The organism is Shewanella algidipiscicola (assembly GCF_900380485.1).
Taxonomy (GTDB): domain Bacteria; phylum Pseudomonadota; class Gammaproteobacteria; order Enterobacterales; family Shewanellaceae; genus Shewanella; species Shewanella algidipiscicola.
Genome location: NZ_OXJV01000022.1, coordinates 21,914 through 41,468, shown reverse-complemented (window position 1 = coordinate 41,468; position 19,555 = coordinate 21,914). Strand labels below are relative to the sequence as shown.

General features: G+C 47.6%; 21 protein-coding genes and 1 other RNA gene. 13 read left to right on the top strand and 9 right to left on the bottom strand.

Annotation, left to right across the window (positions count from 1 at the left end; all coding sequences use genetic code 11):
• Positions 1-127 precede the first annotated feature (127 nt).
• The 6 genes from DN599_RS18250 (at position 128) to DN599_RS18225 (ending at position 5,208) form a co-directional block, all read left to right on the top strand.
• Positions 128-610, top strand: a complete 483-nt coding sequence (locus DN599_RS18250; protein ID WP_110459024.1) for a TlpA disulfide reductase family protein — start codon at positions 128-130, stop codon at positions 608-610.
• A 3-nt stretch (positions 611-613) separates the two neighbouring features.
• Positions 614-829, top strand: coding sequence for a DUF4266 domain-containing protein (locus tag DN599_RS18245; RefSeq protein WP_110459023.1), 216 nt, complete (start codon positions 614-616; stop codon positions 827-829).
• Positions 820-2,112 (top strand): DUF3570 domain-containing protein, encoded by a 1,293-nt coding sequence (locus DN599_RS18240; protein ID WP_110459022.1) that lies wholly within the window; start codon positions 820-822, stop codon positions 2,110-2,112. The genes DN599_RS18245 and DN599_RS18240 overlap by 10 nt, the downstream gene beginning before the upstream one ends.
• A 142-nt stretch (positions 2,113-2,254) precedes the next feature.
• On the top strand, positions 2,255-3,097 hold the full coding sequence (locus DN599_RS18235; RefSeq protein WP_110459086.1) for an FAD:protein FMN transferase: 843 nt from the start codon (positions 2,255-2,257) through the stop codon (positions 3,095-3,097).
• A 69-nt stretch (positions 3,098-3,166) separates the two neighbouring features.
• Positions 3,167-3,826: a response regulator gene (locus tag DN599_RS18230; RefSeq protein WP_110459021.1), complete on the top strand. Its 660-nt coding sequence runs from the start codon at positions 3,167-3,169 to the stop codon at positions 3,824-3,826.
• A complete protein-coding gene (locus DN599_RS18225) occupies positions 3,826-5,208 on the top strand; it encodes an ATP-binding protein (RefSeq protein WP_110459020.1) in 1,383 nt (460 codons plus the stop codon). The genes DN599_RS18230 and DN599_RS18225 overlap by 1 nt, the downstream gene beginning before the upstream one ends.
• A 197-nt stretch (positions 5,209-5,405) precedes the next feature.
• Here DN599_RS18225 and DN599_RS18220 read toward each other — a convergent pair whose 3' ends face one another.
• From DN599_RS18220 to rsmI, 3 genes are all read right to left on the bottom strand, one after another.
• Positions 5,406-6,956 carry a GGDEF domain-containing protein gene (locus DN599_RS18220; protein ID WP_110459019.1) on the bottom strand — a complete coding sequence of 517 codons (1,551 nt, stop codon included), beginning with the start codon at positions 6,954-6,956 and terminating at the stop codon, positions 5,406-5,408.
• A gap of 373 nt (positions 6,957-7,329) precedes the next feature.
• Positions 7,330-7,681, bottom strand: an RNA gene (rnpB, locus tag DN599_RS18215) — RNase P RNA component class A.
• Between the two features lie 74 nt (positions 7,682-7,755).
• Positions 7,756-8,598, bottom strand: coding sequence for a 16S rRNA (cytidine(1402)-2'-O)-methyltransferase (gene rsmI, locus DN599_RS18210; protein ID WP_110459018.1), 843 nt, complete (start codon positions 8,596-8,598; stop codon positions 7,756-7,758).
• An 88-nt stretch (positions 8,599-8,686) separates the two neighbouring features.
• On the opposite strand from rsmI, the gene DN599_RS18205 reads away from it, so the two are divergent.
• The 4 genes from DN599_RS18205 to DN599_RS18190 all read left to right on the top strand — a co-directional run bounded on the left by DN599_RS18205 (position 8,687) and on the right by DN599_RS18190 (position 12,089).
• Positions 8,687-10,519, top strand: a complete 1,833-nt coding sequence (locus DN599_RS18205; protein ID WP_110459017.1) for a penicillin-binding protein activator — start codon at positions 8,687-8,689, stop codon at positions 10,517-10,519.
• Complete coding sequence (locus tag DN599_RS18200; RefSeq protein WP_110459016.1) at positions 10,516-10,860, top strand: YraN family protein; 345 nt, start codon at positions 10,516-10,518, stop codon at positions 10,858-10,860. Before DN599_RS18205 ends, DN599_RS18200 begins: the two co-directional genes overlap by 4 nt.
• Before the next feature lie 69 nt (positions 10,861-10,929).
• On the top strand, positions 10,930-11,523 hold the full coding sequence (locus DN599_RS18195) for a phosphoheptose isomerase (protein ID WP_110459085.1): 594 nt from the start codon (positions 10,930-10,932) through the stop codon (positions 11,521-11,523).
• The gene (locus DN599_RS18190) at positions 11,520-12,089 is read left to right on the top strand and encodes a BON domain-containing protein (protein ID WP_110459015.1); all 570 of its coding nucleotides are present in this window, start codon (positions 11,520-11,522) and stop codon (positions 12,087-12,089) included. Before DN599_RS18195 ends, DN599_RS18190 begins: the two co-directional genes overlap by 4 nt.
• A gap of 20 nt (positions 12,090-12,109) precedes the next feature.
• Here the strand turns inward: DN599_RS18190 and DN599_RS18185 are convergent, their stop codons facing one another.
• A complete protein-coding gene (locus DN599_RS18185; RefSeq protein WP_110459084.1) occupies positions 12,110-12,982 on the bottom strand; it encodes a DMT family transporter in 873 nt (290 codons plus the stop codon).
• 132 nt (positions 12,983-13,114) lie between these two features.
• Here DN599_RS18185 and DN599_RS18180 point away from each other — a divergent pair, with 132 nt between their 5' ends.
• Complete coding sequence (locus tag DN599_RS18180) at positions 13,115-13,990, top strand: LysR substrate-binding domain-containing protein (RefSeq protein ID WP_110459014.1); 876 nt, start codon at positions 13,115-13,117, stop codon at positions 13,988-13,990.
• A gap of 70 nt (positions 13,991-14,060) precedes the next feature.
• Here the strand turns inward: DN599_RS18180 and trpS are convergent, their stop codons facing one another.
• The 3 genes from trpS to rpe are packed head-to-tail and all read right to left on the bottom strand — an operon-like array spanning position 14,061 to position 16,442.
• Positions 14,061-15,062, bottom strand: a complete 1,002-nt coding sequence (gene trpS / locus DN599_RS18175; protein WP_110459013.1) for a tryptophan--tRNA ligase — start codon at positions 15,060-15,062, stop codon at positions 14,061-14,063.
• A gap of 4 nt (positions 15,063-15,066) precedes the next feature.
• Positions 15,067-15,765, bottom strand: coding sequence for a phosphoglycolate phosphatase (locus DN599_RS18170; protein ID WP_110459012.1), 699 nt, complete (start codon positions 15,763-15,765; stop codon positions 15,067-15,069).
• Positions 15,762-16,442, bottom strand: a complete 681-nt coding sequence (gene rpe / locus DN599_RS18165) for a ribulose-phosphate 3-epimerase (protein WP_110459011.1) — start codon at positions 16,440-16,442, stop codon at positions 15,762-15,764. The genes DN599_RS18170 and rpe overlap by 4 nt, the downstream gene beginning before the upstream one ends.
• Before the next feature lie 214 nt (positions 16,443-16,656).
• On the opposite strand from rpe, the gene DN599_RS18160 reads away from it, so the two are divergent.
• Complete coding sequence (locus DN599_RS18160) at positions 16,657-17,004, top strand: hypothetical protein (protein WP_110459010.1); 348 nt, start codon at positions 16,657-16,659, stop codon at positions 17,002-17,004.
• On the top strand, positions 16,967-17,188 hold the full coding sequence (locus DN599_RS18155) for a DUF2970 domain-containing protein (RefSeq protein ID WP_110459009.1): 222 nt from the start codon (positions 16,967-16,969) through the stop codon (positions 17,186-17,188). Before DN599_RS18160 ends, DN599_RS18155 begins: the two co-directional genes overlap by 38 nt.
• On the opposite strand, the gene DN599_RS18150 is transcribed toward DN599_RS18155, so the two are convergent.
• Both DN599_RS18150 and DN599_RS18145 read right to left on the bottom strand, forming a co-directional pair.
• Positions 17,185-18,024 carry a Dam family site-specific DNA-(adenine-N6)-methyltransferase gene (locus tag DN599_RS18150; RefSeq protein ID WP_110459008.1) on the bottom strand — a complete coding sequence of 280 codons (840 nt, stop codon included), beginning with the start codon at positions 18,022-18,024 and terminating at the stop codon, positions 17,185-17,187. The two genes, DN599_RS18155 and DN599_RS18150, sit on opposite strands and share 4 nt — an antisense overlap.
• Before the next feature lie 52 nt (positions 18,025-18,076).
• Positions 18,077-19,549 carry an AAA family ATPase gene (locus DN599_RS18145; protein WP_110459083.1) on the bottom strand — a complete coding sequence of 491 codons (1,473 nt, stop codon included), beginning with the start codon at positions 19,547-19,549 and terminating at the stop codon, positions 18,077-18,079.
• Between the last annotated feature and the right edge of the window lie 6 nt (positions 19,550-19,555).

The window sequence follows — 19,555 nt, the reverse complement described above, 5'->3', positions numbered from 1 at the left end:
GAGGGGGCAAACCGGTCTGTTTGGCATAATACTCTAGAAACAACTCACCCCTGACTCGCAAGTGTTAAGAAAACCTTAAGATTCGCCCACTAGATTGATAAGCATCACCTCATCTGGAATCGACTTTATGAAGCAATTGTTGCTACTGCTTAGCTTGACCTGTTCAAGTTTTCTCTCGCTGCCGACCTATGCCGCGCCTTCGTTATCGCACCCGGTATTAACCTCACAAGGCGAGCAAACCACGCTTAGCGAATTTAAAGGCCAAGTCGTTTATGTCGACTTTTGGGCTTCGTGGTGCGGCCCATGCCGTAAATCTTTTCCTTGGATGAACGCCATGCAAGCTAAATATCAGCAACAAGGACTCGCCATCGTTGCCATTAATTTGGATACCGAAAAGGCATTAGCGGATAAATTTCTCAGTAAGTTACCGGCGCAGTTTCATGTGCGTTTCGATCCCGAAGGCACCACAGCTCAAGAGTTTAATCTTCAAGGTATGCCAAGCAGCTTTATCTTTAACAAACAAGGTGAGCTCGTTCAGAGCCACATGGGCTTTTTCGAAGAATATGCATCGCAGTATGAGCAAGAGCTCGTGACGCTATTAAAGGAGTAAGCAATGAAAAAAACAATTCTAACTGCGGCCATTATCGCCAGTCTATCGGCCTGCTCGAACCTAGGTGTAGAGCCGTGGGAAAAAGATCAACTGGCCCGTGCCGACATGGCGTTAGATGCCGAAAAGCTCGATTATGCCCTTGATGATCATATCTATTTCAGTAAAGAAGGTACCAGTGGTGGCCGCGCATTTGCGGGGGGAGGTTGCGGATGCAATTAACTAAACATCGTAATATTGCCAGTGCATTGGCAATGGCGAGTTGCTCCTTAGTTGGCCAGCAAGCGCAAGCAACTGAAACGAGCCCTGATGATTGGAAGGTCGATGCCGCCGTAATGTATTACGGCGAACAAGACAGAGTGCAAGCGGTCGAGGCGATAGGTAACGTACAAAAAGCCTTTGGCGACACCTCGCTACTCGACATGAAATTAGTCGTCGACAGCCTAACTGGCGCATCGGCCTCGGGGGCTGTGGCGCAAGACACCAGCCAAACATTCACTCGCCCCTCGGGCAATGGTGAATATGTGGTTGCCCCTGGCGAAACGCCCCTTGATGACACCTTTCATGACACTCGCGTACAAGCTAGCGTCAACTGGAGTGAAACCTTAACCCCGCAATGGAAGGTTAACGGCGGTATTTATGGCTCCAAAGAGTTCGATTATATGTCGATGGGTCTCAATGGCGGCGTAGAGCGCAGCTTTAATAAAGATAATACTACCTTAGCGTTATCTGGCTCCTATACCTATGATGTTATCGATCCCGTTGGCGGCAAACCGGTGGCATTTTCGGCAATGGTGCATCGTGGCGACTTTCAAAATGAAGATGATTATCGCGCGGCGTTCAATAGCACCCGTATCGAGGGCACCGAAGACAAGAGTACCGCCGATCTATTGCTAGGGGTGACTCAAGTGCTTAACCGTCGCTGGTTGTTCCAAGCCAACTACGGCTTATCAAGCGTCTCTGGCTACATGAATGATCCGTACAAAATATTAAGCCAAGTCGATAGCACAGGTACCACCCAAGACTACCTGTATGAAAACAGACCCGATTCGCGCCTAAAGCATAGCGTTTACATGATGACTAAAGGCGCACTGGACTCAGGCGTGGTGGATTTTTCTTATCGTTACAGCACTGACGATTGGGACATTCAATCACACACCTTAGAAACCCACTATCGCTACTATTTCAGTGGTAATTTCTATGGTCAAATTCACTTGCGCTACTATCAACAACAGGCGGCTAACTTTTATCAACCGTTTCTGCTCAGCTCAGACCCACTGCCTGAATATGCCAGCGCCGATTACCGCATTGGTGACATGACCGCTTATACCGTTGGCATTAAATTTGGTCAACGCTTAGCGGGTGGCCATGAAATGAGCTATCGATTGGAGTATTATCAACAAAACCCTGAAAATAATGGCACAGAGTTGATAGGCCAATTGCAAAACTATGATCAATTCCCTCAGGTAAAGGCGATCATGGCGCAATTTAGCTACTCATTTTAGCCAACCTCGTGCCCGCAGATGCGGGCCTTTAAGGATAGCCATGGCACCCAGTGACTCACGTACCGAAATGACGCAGCCCCCTTTAGCGCAGGGTGCAGAGCTGCACCCCCGCCCGTGGGGATTTTTGGGACAATTTCGCGCCATGGCCAGTCCTTGCGAATTACTTATCGCCACGTCAGATGTGACCACAGCAAGCCATATCCTTAACCTCGCTGCCCATGAAGCTAAGCGAATAGAAACCAAATACAGCCGATTTATCACCCATAATCCTCTTTGGCAGCTTAATCATGGCGACGGCAGCCCCATGCCCATCGACGCTGAAACCCATCGTTTGCTTAGCTTTGCGCAGCAGTGCTATAGCCTCAGTGATGGCCGTTTCGACATCAGCGCAGGCCCATTAATGCAGCTATGGCGCTTTGAAGATCTCCAACATGGGCGCATCCCCTCAGCTCAAGAGATCGACCACGCTAAATCCTTGGTCGACTTTTCGGCGCTGCACATCACCCCGACCAGCCTACAGATGCCCAAGGCCATGAGTTTAGATTTTGGCGGCATCGCCAAAGAGTATGCGGTCGATAATACCGCCAGGTTAATAGCCGAGCGGTGGCCAGCGCTTTCGGTACTGGTTAACTTTGGCGGTGATATCGCCTGCCCTGTAGCGCGCACATCCCCCGAAAGTGCTTGGCAAGTGGGCATCGAAAACCCCAATGCGTTAGATAGCGCAAGCGCGTTATTACAGATCCGCCAAGGCGCTCTCGCCACCAGCGGCACAACAAGGCGCTACCTTGAAAAAGACCATAAGCGTTACGGCCACATTGTCGACCCGAGTAGCGGTTTTCCCGTAGCAAACGCGCCACTATCGGTCACCGTATTGGCACAAAATTGTGTGATGGCTGGCATGCTGTCGACCATGGCTATGCTCGAAGGCGCTAACGCCGAGGCCTTTTTGACGGCGCAAGGCGTCTATTTTCAAGTGTATCGATAATTCACTCACAACTTGATATAAATAAACTAATCGACCGCATCCTTGTTGGGTCATCGCAATAGGATCAATATGCGTATACTGCTTGTCGAAGATAATGATTTACTCGCCCAAGGGATCTGCCTGAGCCTCGGCAAAGTGGGCATGCAGATCGATCACCTTAGTAGCTATCAACAGGCCTTGAACTCAGTACACAACGAAGCCTTTAGTGCCATAGTACTCGACCTTGGCTTACCCGATGGCAGTGGCAAAAACCTATTAAAACATTGGCGTAAGCAAGGATTATCCACCCCTACCATAGTGCTAACAGCCAATACCGATTTCGACACCAAATTGGCCTGTTTAGATATGGGCGCCGACGATTACCTAAGCAAACCCTTCGATGTGCGCGAGCTAGCCGCGCGGATCCGCGCCATTGTACGCCGTCATCATGGGCAAAATAACAACAGCTTAAGCGTTGGCGCCTTGCACATGAACTTAAATACCCGCGAAGTGCAGTTTCGTGAGCGTGCAATTGCACTCTCTCGGCGCGAGTACCAGCTGTTACATGAGTTGGCGCAATCCGCTGGCAGAGTACTAACTCGCCACCAGCTCGAGCAGCTCACTTATGGCTGGGATGAAGTGGGTAGTAACTCTATCGAAGTGCACATTCATCACTTACGCAAAAAAACCACCAATGAATTGATTAAAACCGTACGCGGCATAGGTTATACCTTGGTTGAGACCGAATAATGTATTCACTACGTTTGATGCTAACTACGCTGATGCTGACAGGCATCGCCCTGTCGGTTGGCTTGTCGAGCTGGATGAGCACCCGTGATGCTTCAGAGCAGATTGAAGAACTCTTCGATGCGCAAATGATGCAAACGGCTAAAATGCTGGAACTGTTTTATCAACATGGCATTACAGCAAGTGATGCCCAAGCATTAACCGAACAGGCGCAGGTATTTCATGTTGAAAATAGTGATGTTGATACTTTTGCTGAACAGGCTGACGCCCTACAACTCTCCTATGAACACAAATTAGCGTTTCAGATCTGGTCAGATAAAGGCGAGCCTTTAATTCTGTCTGACAACATCACCGCCCAGCCGATAACCGAATTTGTCGCCGGTTATCATCAAAAAATCTTAGCCGATGAACTGTGGCATGTGTTTAGCTATTATTCAAAAGATAACCATGTCTGGATTGTCACCGCCCAGCAAGACGAAGTGCGCCAAGAGCTGGTGTCACAAATTATGCATAATGCCGTTAGCGCTCCTTTGATGATCGCGCCAGTTGTGCTGCTGGCAATGTTACTGCTGTCTTATTGGCTATTTAAACCGCTCAAGGCATTTGAGCAACGGCTCAACCAACGAAGCCCCCATGATGTCACGCCTATCTCTATGCCCCTGCCTAGCGAACTTCTCCCAGTACAAACGGCGCTCAATTTATACATCAACCGCTTTGCCAACGCCTTAGCGAGAGAACGACGCTTCAGCGCCGATGCGGCGCATGAATTAAAAACCCCACTGTCGGTCATTAAGCTGCATCAAGATGGACTAGAAGAACTCATCCCCCCGTCACAACAAGCTAAATTACATTTAGCCGCCATTAACAGCGGCGTCACCCGCCTCAGTCATACCGTAGAGCAACTGTTATTACTCGCACGGGTCGATTCGATAGAAGAGCTCACACTCGGGCGCAGCCATGTACAAACTATGGTAGAGGAGGCGCTAAACCAACTTATGCCAGGGATCACCGATTTCGAATGGGCGATGGCGATCCCCAGTGACCTGTATGTGGCCGCCGACCATTTTTATATCGAATTAGTACTCAAAAACCTATTAGAAAACGCCTGTAAATACAGCCCAAAAGAGTCACTTATTCGCATTAGCGCGACAAGGAACGCCAACTACATCGATATTGGTATTACAGATAACGGCCAAGGGATGACGCCAGAGCAAATTGCTAATGCCGTAGAGCGCTTCTATCGAGTGAATGAAAATGAAGGTACAGGGGCGGGCTTAGGATTATCGATTTGCCACCATATTGTTGAGCTGCATCGCGGTAAACTCACCCTAACATCACGCCCACAAGCGGGACTCACTGTGACGGTCAGCTTACCCGCCGCCTAGCTAAAAATGCTTAGCTAAAAATGCTTAGTGTAGCCATTAACCCGATAAAGGCTCCAGAGCAAACAGCAAAGCACACACCCGTTTGAGCAGCGATGCTGGCAAGCCATCATCTCATCCACTGACCTGCTTGGTCTTGGTATAAGTGGCTTTAGGCGGCCTAAGTTTGACTGACAACCTTAAACACTGGGATCTAGACCCTACTTGGGCGGTGTCTCTGACGGGGATGAAGATAATGTGGCAAAAGCGTAATTATTTTTACCTTGCCTTTTAACCTGATACATCGCCTTATCGGCCATTTTCACCAAGGTATCGGCATTATCGCTATGTTGCGGATACAAGGCTATCCCAATGCTCGCGGAGATAGCAACCTCAGTATCTCCATAGGTAAAAGGTTGTTTTAAAACATTAACGATACGTTCAGCGACCAATTTAACCGAAGCTTGATTTTCAATTTCTGTACATAAAATCAAAAACTCATCGCCGCCAATACGCGCCGCGATATCGATATCGCGAATGCTATAACTAAGACGCTGAGTGGCAGCGATTAAGAGTTGATCACCGGCATCATGCCCAAACGAATCATTGATCGCCTTAAAACCATCTAAATCAACAAAAAGCACGGCTCTATTGTGACTGTTTTCCGCCAGCAAAGCATCGTTAAGACGCTGCATAAAAAGCGTTCTGGTGGGCAGTCCGGTTAACGCATCGTGATTCGCCAAGTGACGGATGCGTTTTTTCGCCTCTTTTAAATCTGTGATATCTTCCTTAACCGCCACAAAATGACTAATATTACCGTCATGTTGTTTCACTGGCGCAACCGAAGCGATCTCCCAAAACAACTCACCATTTTTCTTGCGATTGTGAAACTCACCACGCCAGATATGCCCAGAAGTGATCTCTCGCCACAACTTTACATACTCACTGGGATTCATCTCCCCCGACTGTAATAATCGAGGGGTTTGCCCCATCAACTCATCAAAACTGTAACCTGTTTTCTCAACAAAGGCCGGGTTAACGTAGTTAATCGCTCCCGTGCAATCGGTAATGATAATGGCCGATGCCGACTGCTCGACCGCCAATGACAAAATCCGTAATTTCGACTCTAATACCGAATAACTCAGTAAAACCAGCGAAATAGCAATGCCCCCCATAATAAACACACCACTCAGTAACACACTGGAGGAGGTCACACTCGGATCTAAAAATTCACTATAGGAGGGAGAAAAAAGCGCAACGATACCGCGAATAGTATGGGATAAACCAAATAAGCTAAACATAAATGCAACCGCATAACCTGCGGTGCGCCACGGTGCCTCTCTCTCTGCCAGTAAGGTCTTCACTGTCATTGCACAAATAATCACAAAAGCGAAGCTGAGTATGGCAATTCTAATATTGATATTATTATCAACATAATAGAAATAACTAAACAGCAGCAAGGTCAGCAGTGGAAAGCTAAAATCGACTAAAGTTATTGGTGCGCGATCGGTAAAAATACGCACACCACGATATATCAGCAGCAAACCAATTACATATAGAGTATTCGCGATAACGATGGAGAGAAAATCTGGCAGGCTACCCCACCCAAAAAGCAGCAAACTAGCTAACGCAATACAAGACATGCCCGATGCCCAAAAGCCTGAACCATTACGCTGATGTTGCGCCCACCACAACGAAATTAACGCCACGGCTGAACCGATTGAAATAAGTGCGGTGACGATGAGTAAAGTACGATTATCTAATATTTGCATATAAACCGCGTAAGACCATTTGCATCGGTGAGCTCCATTTCAAGCCTTTCGGGCGTCGCATTAATGGCAAAATGAGCGGTGACCTTATTTGTATTTTTACAATGTTTATATTTAGTAAGATTTAGCAGTGAGATGTTAACACAAAAAGGTCATTTGAGCTGTGATATAAAGCATATACGACTTTATTCTGTTGTGTTGAAAGAATGCAGTATTAATTTGTCACCGCTCGATTAGAAAGAACTAGATTTAGATAAGGTGGAAATAAGATAACAGTTTGTACAAAAACTATGAGTACCGATACTTTATCCTACTTAAATTGGCAAAAGCATAAATACGAAAGGCCTCACATTGCTGCGAGGCCTTTTGTATAAAGAGGGTGAGTTGGCCGATAAGCCGGGTCCTGTCGTGGACAGTTATTCATCTAGGCCTGCAATCGCTCACAGGCTCAAGCGACCTACCCGGTTCCAACGCGAGCCACGCCATACGGAACCCTATTTGGTCTTGCTTCGGGTAGAGTTTACCTTGCTACGGACTATTGCTAACCGCACGGTGCGCTCTTACCGCACCCTTTCACCCTTACCAACTTGATAAATCAAGCTGGCGGTCTCCTCTCTGCTGCACTTGTCGTCGGTTCACACCGCCCAGGCGTTACCTGGTACCCTGCTCTTTGAAGCCCGGACTTTCCTCCCCGTTCTTGCGAACGCAGCAACTGTCTGGCCAACTCGGCGCGGATTATAGCTTAATGACTCTTGGCATTCCACCTAATCTTCGCCACAGACAAGCTAGGCTGGAGAATCGATTACAATCCGATCTCTAAGCCATATTTATATAGGGCATTTTTCTTCAATCCGTGGATCTGTGCAGCGATGGCAGCAGCCTTTTTTAACGGTAACTCTTCAATTAACAGTTTAAGCGTGTTGATAGCCACCGTTGGGATGCCTTCATCATCATTAATTCGATGACCATGGCACATCAGCACAATTTCACCTTTTTGCTGATTAGGATCTTGCTTTACCGTCTGCAAGATTTCAGCAGCCGAGCCTGAGAGGAAGGTTTCAAAGGTCTTAGTCACTTCTCGCGCCATCACCACATGGCGATCTTCGCCTAGCGCGGCCACGATAGATTCGAGACTGTGGACGATGCGGTGAGGCGATTCATAAAAAATCAGCGTACGTGGATCTTCAGCCAGTTCGGTTAACTTATCGAGGCGACCCTTCTCCTTGGCCGGCAAGAAGCCTTCAAAAGAAAAGCGATCCGATGGCAACCCTGACGCACTCAATGCGGTAATGGCTGCACAAGGCCCGGGTAGCGGAATCACGTTGTAACCCGCCTCTCGTACCTGAGAAACCAAGTGATATCCAGGGTCTGAAATCAAAGGCGTGCCCGCATCAGAGATTAACGCGACCGCTTCGCCATTGGACAGTTTTTGAATGATCCACTGGGCACGATCCCTTTCATTATGATCATGTAGCGCCGTTTTACGGGTTTCGATACCAAAATGGCTAAGTAATTTACCACTGTGACGCGTGTCTTCGCAGGCGATAAGTGACACCTGATTCAGCACCTCGATTGCACGAGTACTGATGTCTCCAAGGTTGCCTATGGGGGTTGGAACTATGTAAAGCGCGACCGACAGGTCCATATCTACCTCTGTAATGATTGTCACAAGACTTTCGTCAAGCTGAAGAGCAGGTTAAACTACAGCCAGCATCTTACCAGAGTGAAGTCCTGTGTTAAAAAGACTGAATACAACTAAATTTATCTTTATCGCGGTTTTATCAACGGTGTTATTTGGTTGTACCACTTCGACACCGCCAGTTAAGGAGACCCAAAGCCAGGTCTCTTTGAGCAGCGCGCCACTCAATGCCTCACAGTATTTAGCCGATGCTGCAAAGGCATCATCGGCTGAGCAACGCGATAGACTCATGTTGCAAGCGGCCCACGCCTTTATTAATCAGGGCGATACCACTAATGCGGCGCAAACATTGGCGTCAATCAAAGCTAACTTAGTGCAAAAGCCAGAACTGTTGGCGCAACATAAATATTTAACCGCACGCGTGCTAGAGCTTACCTCGACCTATGATGATGCACTCGCCCAGCTCAATTATCCAAGCCAGTGGCGCTTAGCCGAATGGCAAATGGCTAACTATTACCAACTTAAGGCGCGCATCTACCAACTGATTAAACAGCCTATCGAACAAGCAAGACAATTGAGCCTGCTGAGCCTTTATCTTCCTAAGCCAGACTCATATCGGGTTAATGACGAGATTTGGCGGATTTTACAGCTGCTGCATGAACAAACCTTGTTATCATTTAGCCAAGATACCAGCACCCCGGTTTTTACCGGTTGGTTACAGCTGGCGTATATTGCTAAGCATTATGCCATAGATCCTCAAGTGCTCGTGCAGCAATTATCGGCTTGGCAACATGATAATCCGCGCCACCCAGCAGCCATGAAGCTGCCAACGGATCTTGAGCGTGCGGTTAACGCTAAGCCTTACAGACCCAAAAATATCGCGGTGCTATTGCCGCTTAGCGGCTCGAGAGCCGCTATCGCCAGCCCAATTAAGCAAGGTATCGTCTCGAGTTATCTGGCAAATCCTGATGATTCGGTCTCGGTGAACTTTTTCGACTCAGCCCAAGGTGCCGATATCGCCTACCAACAAGCGGTGAATGCTGGCGCCGAATTTATTATTGGCCCACTACTGCAATCGGAAGTCGCCACCATTATCGAGGCACAAAATGCGGCGCCACAGAACACGCGATTGCCGCAACTGTTTCTGAATAAGGCCGACAACATTACCCCTAATGCCGATCAGTTTTTCTTTGCCTTGTCGCCAACCGACGAAGCTATTGATGCCGCGCAAAAGCTGTTTAAAGACGGTATAGAAAAGCCGCTCCTATTAGCCAGCAATGATAATATCGGCCGCCGCATGGCCGATGCCTTTAACGAAAAGTGGCAAGCCCTGACTGAGGAAACTGCTGAGGTACACTTTTATAATAGCGGCGATGAAATGAAGGTGACGGTACAAAAGTCGCTAGGCGTGATTGACAGTAAAGAGCGTATTGCGCGCATTAAAGCCTTGCTGGGTAATCAAATTGAGGCAGACTTTCGCTCTCGTCGCGACATTGATGCTATTTACATGATCTCCAGCAGCCAAGATCTGCCCTTACTCAAACCCTTTATCGATGTTAATTTCAGTGTGTTTGCTCAGCCGGTACCGCTTTATACCACCAGCCGTAGTCGTATTGAAAACAACTCACGTGCCGCCGCACAGGAGCTCAATAATCTCACCATTAGTGATATTCCCTGGCTATTAAAAGCCAATGCCGAAACGGCAGAGGTGGCTAAGCTGTGGCCCAACTGGAGCAACAGTCAAAAACGCCTCTATATTATGGGTTATGATGCACTGCAGTTGGTGAGTAAATTAGCCCAGATGCGAGCCTTACCGGGTTATCAATATTCTGGTGGCAGTGGACTCCTTTCGGCCGCGCCGGATGGTACTATTAACCGCCAGCTGAGTTGGGGACGTTATCAACGCGGAAATCTGCGACCACTATGACGCTGCCAGCCCATTTAAGCCGAGGCCGCTCAGCAGAAGATGCGGCGTTAGCTTATTTACAGGCTCAAGGGCTGATATTCGTCGAACGCAATGTGCGCTACCCGTTTGGTGAAATAGACCTCATCATGAATGAGGGTAAAAAATGGATTTTTATTGAGGTAAAATACCGCCAATCCAAGCAGTTTGGCGGTGCAATACACGCGATTAGCCGAGGCCAAATCGAGCGACTGCGTCGAGCAGCAAATCATTATATGCAGCGCAATCATATTGATGCACAATGCCGCTTTGATGTCGTCGCCATAGATGCCAATGATATAAATTGGATCACCAATGCATTTTAGTGATCACTAAGCCTCATGCACACAAGTAAAGGCTTGTTGACAGAGTTATTGTTTTTTAAGGACCTACCCATGTTAGAACGTATTAAAGATAGTTTTACTCACTCAATCCAAACTAAAATCGATGCTGCTGAAGCATTGCCTGAGTCGATTGAGAAAGCAGCTGAAATGATGGTGCAATGCCTATTAGGTGGCAACAAAATTCTAGCTTGTGGTAATGGCGGTAGCGCAGGGGATGCACAGCATTTCTCGGCCGAGCTGCTTAACCGTTATGAGATTGAGCGTCCACCGTTACCGGCTATCGCGTTAACCACTGACACCTCAACCATTACGGCTATCGGTAACGATTACAGCTATGACGAGATCTTTTCTAAGCAAATATTAGCCTTAGGTCAACCTGGCGATATTCTACTGGCGATTTCAACCAGTGGTAATTCGGGTAACGTCATCAAGGCGATGGAAGCGGCACTGAGCCGTGATATGACTATCGTAGCCTTAACCGGTAAAGATGGCGGCGCGATGGCAGGCCTGATGGGCACTAACGATGTTGAAGTACGTGTACCCTCGAATGTGACCGCGCGTATCCAAGAGGTGCATTTATTGGTTATCCATTGCCTCTGCGACAATATCGATCGCACGCTATTCCCGCAGGACGAGCAAGCATGAGAGCTTGGCTCCCATTAATTGCTATTGCTTTACTGCTTCAAGGCTGCGCCGGCGCTGTAATGGTCGGTGCGGTTGGTGGTGCCATGATGGTAAACGATGAGCGGAGTTTTTCGACGCAAATCGAGGACACCAATGCGGACTTCCAAATATCGAGCGCCCTAGGCGCCCACGATGATATTAAAAACCAAACTAATATTACCGGTATCGCCATGAACGGCAATGTGTTGGTTATCGGCCAAGCACCTAACTCTATGTTGCGTGACAAGGCGATTAATATCATCCAAGGGCTCAACCTAGGGGGTAAGATCCATAATCAGATCCGTATCGGTAACCCAACCTCTTTTACCACGCGCAGTAATGACACTTGGATCACCACCAAAGTCAAAACGCGCATGCTCAATGACAACGCACTCGATATTACCCGTATTAAGGTGATCACCGAAAACGGCGAGGTGTTTTTGCTTGGCGTCGTCAGTCGCGAGCAAGCCGATCTGGCTGTGGACATCGCCCGCAATACTGCTGGCGTGCGTAAAGTGATCAAAGTGCTCGAGACGCCTAGTAGCTAGTGGGCGCTTGGCATCATGGCCTACAGTGAAGACAACGCCAGCTTTCGCTTGGCCAGTGCCAACTTAATTTGTGGAAAAATCAGCGATGGCAACACAATTAATGCCGCGCCAAACCAGCTGAGCCCATCGAGCCATTCATCAAACCATAACCAGCCAAAAAAGATAGCAAATAACAAACCACTGTATTCGGCCACCGCAATATCACCCGCCTGCGCGCGGCGATACGCCAACACACAAAACAGCTGATACGCCAGCAAAAAGCCATTACTTAATATTGCGACCCCTAACATTTGCCAGCTAAAACCAGTAAACCCCGTCAGCGCGGCAATTAAGGCCACCAGCGGTAGGCTGAGTAAGTTATATAGCATCACGGTGAGGCTTGCCGCTTCGGTGCTGGGCAGTTTACGCAGCGCTAATTGATTACCTGCAAACACCATGGCAGAAAACAGCACTGCTAATCCTGCCATGTTGAGCTCACTGGGACGTAATATGATCACTATGCCAATAAAGCCCAGCACAGCCACTACCACTTGCGTGCGCGTTAATTGTTCATTAAGAAACAGCATCCCCATAACAATAATCATTAACGGCGCCGAGTAAAACAGCGATCCCACTGTGGCCAATGGCAACGCTAATAACCCTGCTATCAAGCATAACGCCCCAACGGCGCCACTATTAGCTCGCAGTGCATGTAACTTCATAAACTGCGATCGCGGTCGGCCGGCATAGCACCATAGCGGCAGCATCATCACGATGGCCGTCACTTGTCGCAGCAGCAAAAACATCGCCGCGTTACTCTCTTGTGGCAACCACTTAATCGAGACATCGTATAGCGCACTAAATACATTGCCTAGAATCAGTAGTCCCAGCCCAATCACAATATTTCGCTGCATTGGCAGTATCTCAACTATCTCCCATAACGGCTGCATCATAAGCAGCAAAAAACTAAAGCAGAAGTGATGATTTCTTTTAATAGATGAATTAAATTCATACCTAGACTAAATGAGATCGCAAGAGACACGACAATGAGGAAAATTCCGCCGCTAAGGGCATTACAGGTTTTTGAAGCCGCCGCGCGTCAGCAACATTTCTCCCGTGCGGCCGATGAGCTGTGCATAACCCAAAGCGCGGTGTCCCATCAAATTCGGCTGCTTGAAGAGCATTTTTCGCAACCTTTGTTTAAGCGTGAAGGACGCGTTTTAAAACTCACCGACAAAGGACAACTGCTCTACCAAGAAGCAGCACGAATTTTTAATGAATTGAGTGTGCTCAATCAACAGATGATTGGTGAGCAGCAACAAGCATTACGGTTAGCGGTATATAGCTCATTTGCAGTGAAATGGTTGATCCCACGCCTAAGTGAATTTAGGCGGCATCAACCCGAAATTCAGATCCGCCTCGACATGGTCACCGACGATCCTGTGCTGTCCCATAGTGAAGCCGATATGTTTATTACTGGACAAAAACAACAAAAAGGCTATTGGCAACAATTGCTCCATCGAGAACGCCTTATCCCGGTTTGCAGCCCCGACTTTGTCAATCAAGGCCAGACGCTGGATCTACCTTGGTTGATAAAGCAACCTTTACTGACCGTCGATGAGGGGCCACTGGGGCTCGATTGGCAGCGTTGGTTAGCCCATCATCAACTTACCGTCACACGCCATACTAAGCAGCACCTTTTTAGCCATGTATTACTCGCCATTGAAGCCGCGATTGCAGGCCAAGGCGTGGCCTTAGCATCGGATTTTATGGTGGCCGACGATATTGCCCGCCACCGTCTCATCGCGTTGCCCTTTCCCAGCATAGATACTGGATTTGAGTTCAACTTTTTATGCAAACAACGTCGCGTCAAAGAACCCGCCATCGCCAGCTTTATCAATTGGCTCCTGCTGCAGCAGTAAAGCGTTTGCATTGCCACTAATGAAAAAAGCCAGCTTAGCTGGCTTTTTAACACAGAAAATTGGCTATCGATTAGACGATAAGGCCAATCTTTTCGTATACCTTCTTCAGCGTAACCTCGGCACGTGCCTGCGCTTTTTCAGCCCCTTCTTGCATCACTTGATTAAGGAAGGTTTGATCGGCTCTAAACTCGTGAAAACGCGCTTGTAGTGGCTCTAACATATTCACTACGGCTTCACCTGTGGCCACTTTTAAATGACCATACATCTTGCCTTCAAACTCGGCTTCAAGGCTGGCAATCGACTGACCCGTGCAGCCCGACATTAAACTCAGCAGATTAGACACGCCTGGCTTAGCATCGACATCAAAACGCACCACTGGTGGCTCTTCACTGTCGGTCATCGCTTTTTTGACTTTCTTCATGATCGCTTTGGGATCTTCAAGTAAGCCGATAACATTATTACGATTATCGTCAGACTTAGACATCTTCTTCAACGGCTCTTGCAGCGACATCACCTTAGCACCCGTTTCTGGAATAAATGGCTCTGGCACCACAAAAGTATCGCCATAGGCATTGTTAAAACGGGTCGCAATATCACGCGTTAACTCTAAGTGCTGTTTCTGATCTTGGCCAACTGGCACTTCGTTGGCTTGATATAGCAAAATATCGGCCGCCATCAATACTGGGTAATCGAACAAACCTGCGTTGATATTATTGGCATGTTTTTGTGATTTATCTTTAAACTGAGTCATACGATTTAGCTCACCCATTTGGGTGTAGCAGTTTAGCGCCCAGCTTAATTGCGTATGCTGAGGCACCTGAGACTGTAAAAAGACGGTGCTCTTTTTAGGATCGATACCGCAGGCCAAATAGATGGCTAGCGTGTCTAGACAGGCTTCACGTAATTTAATCGGATCTTGTCTAACGGTGATCGCATGGAGATCGACAACGCAATAAATACAGTCATGACTGTCTTGCATACCCACCCACTGACGCAGAGCACCCATGTAGTTACCAATACTCAGCTCACCAGATGGTTGAGCACCACTAAACACGATAGGTTTTGCAGTCATTCGTTTATTGCTCCGTTGATTCAGCACTTGAGTTAATTAATGCTGTTATTTCACTAAATTGTTCACATACGGCACTTGGGCCGCTGAGCCCGATATCTTCACCGTAGTTATACCCATAGGTCAAGCCGATTGAGGCAATACCCGCCGCTTTGGCCGCCAAAATGTCATTTTTAGAATCGCCCACCATTAAAAGCTGCTCTGGTGTTAACTGCCACTGGGTTAATAGGTGAGTTAACGGCATAGGATCGGGTTTCATTTTGGCTAATGAGTCGCCACCCAGCACTAGGCTAAAGAACTCGGCAATACCGAAAGCCTCGAGTAATGGCAGGGTAAAACGATAAGGTTTATTCGTCACCACAGCCAAGCGATATCCGGCAGCATGCAACTGTTGTAATACCGGCTTAACACCGTCATACAATTTACTGTGTTGCTGTAAATTGGCTTGGTAATGGCGCATAAATAGCGGCATAGCATCGGCTAATTCGGCCGCATCTATCGCCCTATCATGAACAAAACTAAGTGCTCGCTCGGCTAACTTTTCGGCACCATTGCCCACCCATGAACGTACCTGTGACTCACTACAGTTAGGCAGATTTAACTCGGCCAGCATAGCATTTGTGGCGGCGGCAAGATCTGGCACACTGTCGATGAGGGTGCCGTCCAGATCAAAGGCTATCGCCTTAATTTGCTTAGCATGGATCATGACTTAGCCTCTGTTGTCGCCAGTTCTGCGCGCATTTCATCAATGACAGCTTTATAATCTGGCTGACTAAAAATTGCCGAGCCAGCCACAAACATATCGGCGCCAGCGGCAGCGATTTCGGCAATGTTGTCGACCTTAACGCCGCCATCGACTTCGAGGCGAATATCAAAGCCACTGGCGTCGATGCGCTCGCGCACTTGACGTAGCTTGTCCAGCGTTGACGGAATAAACGACTGGCCGCCAAATCCAGGGTTAACTGACATCAATAAAATCACATCCAGCTTATCCATCACATGATCAAGATAATGCAATGGCGTACCTGGGTTAAACACCAGCCCAGCCTTACAACCCGCTTCTTTAATCAACTGTAAACTTCTATCGATGTGCTCAGAGGCTTCTGGGTGAAAGGTGATGATCGATGCGCCCGCATCAGCAAAGTCGGGAATGATACGATCCACAGGCTTAACCATTAGGTGCACATCAATCTCGGCAGTAACACCATAATCACGCAGCGCCTTACACACCATAGGGCCTATGGTGAGATTGGGTACGTAATGATTATCCATCACATCAAAGTGAACGACATCGGCACCCGCACTGAGCACGGCATCAACATCTTCCCCAAGGCGGGCAAAATCGGCAGAAAGAATCGAGGGAGCAATTAAAAATGGACGCATGGTAAACTCGCTAGTGTGGATAATAAATACGCTATTCTACCTCAATGCCTTACTGCCACTCTAGGGCTTTACTAGCATTAACTGTGCTCAAACTCAGAAATAAGCGCTTTTATTCAAGCGACTTAATTACCTACGTAAATAGATGTTCAAAATATAAACGGCTTTGCTATAATGTTGCCAATTGTGACATTTACGTGTGATACAGGATGTAGAGATGAAAGATAAGCTAAAACTATTGAATAATATAAAATCAGTAGGTTTACTGGCAGTGGCAACTCTTGCTGTTGGGATGACAGCCGTAAACGTTAAAGATGATACCCAGACCGCTAACTCATCGGCCTGTGAATGCGATAGCAACGCTGTTTATAACTCGGCATTACCCGCAAGCCACCCGAGTAATCGCTGTGCGCAACCATCTGATAATGTTAGTTGGATAAATTGGTTAACGGGTAATAGCCGCTCGAGTCAGTTCCATTTTGTCGACCTACTAGAATTACTCCATGGGCATAAGACCAGTCCGATGGATGACATTAACCCAGCGAGCCAGAAAAATCGCTATTAAAGGGCACTCCCTCATCCAACTGTTATTTAGCACTTTAGCTGCTTTTTTTGGCGTGCAAAGCGATCAAAACCGCCATCGTGACTTTCAATCTCACTCGCCAATCCCCTATATTATCATGGGGATAATTTTAGCCATTGGCTTGGTAATAGGGTTAATCGTTATCGTTAATCTGGTACTGACTTAATCGTTTTCGCTATGATATCTATCATCATATAGCGCCATCAACTCATCTACTTTTTTACGGCCACTGCCATTTTGGCTAATGTTACGTTGCACCTGAATCGTATCGAAACGGGCGCCGTGATAAAGCTCGCGAGTTAATGGTATATCATGATTGCTGATCAACACAGGTATACCTCGGTCAATCGCGGTGTGACGCGCTTTTCGAGCTAGTAATGCCTGATCATCTAAGCTAAAACCTGAGCCCACATAGGTGGTAAAACTGGCTGTTGTCGATAGTGGTGCATACGGCGGATCGCAATAGACAACGTCACCACTTTGGGTAAAGCCAAACGCCTCTTCATAACCAATACAGCGAAACTCAGCTTTCTGAGCTTTGTCAGCAAATGCCATGATCTCATCGTGAGGGAAATAGGGTCTTTTATATGAACCAAAAGGCACATTAAAGCCGCCTTTTTTATTGTAGCGGCACAGGCCATTAAAGCCGTGACGGTTCATATAAAGAAAGTAGACTGAACGTAAAAACGGATCGCTTACCTGATTAAACTCACTGCGAACTTGGTAGTAGACTTGTTTGTCATTCTTAGTATCGCTGAACATCGCCTTAGCCGCCCGAATGTATTTTTCAGGAGTGGCTTGCACGATTTTGTACAAGTTAATCAAGTCATGATTAATATCGCATAACAGGTATTGCTGGTAATCAGTATTGAGGAACACCGAGCCAGCACCAACGAAAGGTTCGACTAATCGATCGCCTTGGGGAAGGTGTTGCGTGAGAGCATCAACCAGCTTAAATTTTCCACCAGCCCACTTAAGGAAGGCCCTTTGCTTTTTAATCATCTAAATCGATTGAATGCGCCATGAAAACAAGGTGCCGATTGTACTCTGTTTATTATTGAATTTCACGAGTCGGGAGCCGTTGTTGTAACTCATATTGAGATAAATCGCCCCACACCCGCAACCAAGGTGGTGCTAGCCCTACTTCATTTTGTAAGCGCTGCGCCTCTGCCATTGCCTGCTCGCGGGAGCTGTAACGCCCGTATAGCACGACCCAGCGCTGTTTGTAGCGCGCCACTTGAATATTATCTGAGCCATTAAGTTGTTCAACAATTTCATTGAGTGACTTGAGCTTTTTGACGCTAGCCAGTTGTAATGTGTAACCCGTCTGCGGCATTTGGCGGTTTAATTCACCGTTATTATTCAGAGTAGGCTCAGGTTCAACCTCTTGCTGTGGCGCTGTCGTTATAGCTGTAACATCATCTTTAAGCGAAAAAATTTCCACCTTATCATTATGCAGCTGCATCTCTGCCCTATCGGTACTGATAGGCTCAAATTGCCCCAATTGACTATAATCGACCTCAGCCTCCACACCGTCACTTAACGTATTTTCCTCGCTCTGCTCAGCAGCAATTAGGTTATCATGTCGCAAGGTGGCTCGCGCTATTGCACGTTCAGCAATATCCTCAGCATGGGGCGCTTGTAGGCCTAACTGACGCGAATCAAAATAGGGCGCCAGTAACGCCTCACCATAAGTAATATTGGCGCGAGTGGCACGAACAGAAGCGACAGTCTGTTGCTGAGGTAAGACTAACGGCTCAACATCAGGCAGCATGACAACATATCCAGCAACCAAGACGGCACAAGCAAGCAGAGTCAGTAAAACCGACTTAAGCCAGCCTCTTTTAACTGGAGTCTCAGGCTCCCCATCAAGCGCAAGTGACAGTAACGCCACCACCTCACTCGGTAAGCCTTGCTGCTGTTGCAGTTGGTCTTTAACAATATCTCTGGGAGTAAAAGTGGTTTGCTCACTGCGCTGCAACAAGGTGTAATAAAGCGCCTCGCGTTCGGCATAGCTTAACGGCTCGATCACCATGGGAAGTAACAGTTGATGCTGACTTTCTGGCAGTTGCGTTAATAACTGGCTTAAAAATACATTGGGGGTGGTGAGTGTTACCGAGAGACTTTTACCCACCAACTGCATTTGGCTTAACACTATACATTCTGCCCAAATCTCCAACGGGAGATGATGAGCATCATCGAGCACTATATGGCTATTAGCCGGTAAAGCTTGCGCTAAATCTAGCAGGGTTTCTGGCAGTGGCAACTCATCATCGAAGACGGGTTCAGACAATAGTTGCACTAAGATTTTACGACGAATTTCGGCGCAGTCAGCGTGCTGCGGGCACGTAACCAAGGCGGAACTGACATCATCGAGAGCATCGACAAGCGCTGTGACTATGGTGGTTTTGCCTGCACCATATTCACCTGTTAATACGGTTAACTGCTGACCATATAAGATCACGTGCTGTAAACGATGCAGCAAAGATTCTTGGCTAGGTAATAATATCGAAGCTTGATATGTCACAGGATC